The organism is Microcystis sp. M53598_WE2, assembly GCF_030067735.1.
Taxonomy (GTDB): Bacteria; Cyanobacteriota; Cyanobacteriia; order Cyanobacteriales; family Microcystaceae; genus Microcystis; species Microcystis aeruginosa.
This window is the reverse complement of the sequence record NZ_JASJFE010000351.1, coordinates 1-1,328: the sequence shown is the minus strand read 5'-3', so window position 1 is coordinate 1,328 and position 1,328 is coordinate 1. Positions and strand designations below refer to the sequence as shown.

Annotated in this window: 1 protein-coding gene; it reads left to right on the top strand. The window is 40.1% G+C overall.

What is annotated here, in order from left to right:
* Positions 1–388 precede the first annotated feature (388 nt).
* Positions 389–1,328, top strand: a 940-nt coding sequence (gene miaA / locus PX636_RS07550; protein ID WP_288116637.1) for a tRNA (adenosine(37)-N6)-dimethylallyltransferase MiaA, incomplete at its 3' end; no start/stop codon positions are given.

Here is a 1,328-nt window from a genome sequence, read left to right as displayed (position 1 = left end):
TTGATTCATGAATCAACCCTACCCAAACCCCGAAGCGCATTAGTTTTTCGGTGGGATGCTTACAGATAGCTGCTGATATATCTGTAATAATTTAAGAGTCACTGATAATTAATGTGGGATGTACCCCTGTTAATCAGCTTCACAATACCCAGTTTAAATGCGTCTTAAGTAGGGAGGCACAATTATTTGTAGGATGGGTTAGCGGTAGCGCAACATGAGCGGACGTTGGGTTTCATGCTTCAACCCAACCTACGTTGATCTTATATTTAATTCCACCCACCCACTTAGCTTAACAGTCCTGTCTTTTCACTGTTCACTGATTACTGATTACTGTTCACTGATTACTGATTACTGTTCACTGATTACTGATTACTGTCATGTAGCATCGATGACTACTTCCTCTTTACCTATTTTAATTGTTATTTGTGGGGCAACTGCCACAGGAAAATCCAGTTTAGCCCTACAATTGGCCGAAAAGTTTAATTCAGTAATTCTCAGTGCCGATTCCCGACAAATCTATCGAGAATTTAATATTGGTACCGCTAAACCTAGCTTAGAAGAATGTCAGCGGATTCCCCATTATCTAATTGATATTTGTGATCCTCAAGATAATTTTACCCTAGCACAGTACCAAGAACAAGCTGAGGATTTAATCAACAATCTCCACTATTCTCCCCTGTTTTTAGTCGGTGGTACGGGACTTTATATCAAGTCCATTGTCAAAGGTTTAAAAATACCGAGGGTTTCCCCTCAACCGGATTTAAGACAGCAATTACAAGCTTTAGGACAATCCTATCTTTATCAAATTCTGACGCAGGTAGATGAGGAGGCTGCTAAAAAAATTCATCCCCATGATCAAGTCAGGACTTTACGCGCTTTAGAGGTTTTTTATCTGACAGGAAAACCTATCTCTAGTCAGCAGGGAGAAAATCCCCCCACTTATCCAATTTTACAAATTGGTTTAGATTGTTCCCCAGAAAGTTTAGACAAGCGGATCACTGTTCGTACTCATCAAATGATTGCAAAAGGATTAGTAGCAGAGGTGCAGAATTTGGGGGATAAATACGGTTGGGATTTGCCACTTTTACAGACTTTGGGTTATGCAGAAATTAAGCAATATCTCCTCGGGGAAATTTCTTTAGAACAGGCGATCGATCTAATTATCCTCCACACCCGTCAATTTGCCAAACGTCAGCGCACTTGGTTTCGTGCCGATGCTGATATTGTCTGGGTTCCCATCGATAAAGAAAATTTATTAAAATCGGTGGAACGAAAAATTATTTTGTTTCTTGAGGGGTTGTCAAGGCCCGATATAAAAACACATCATC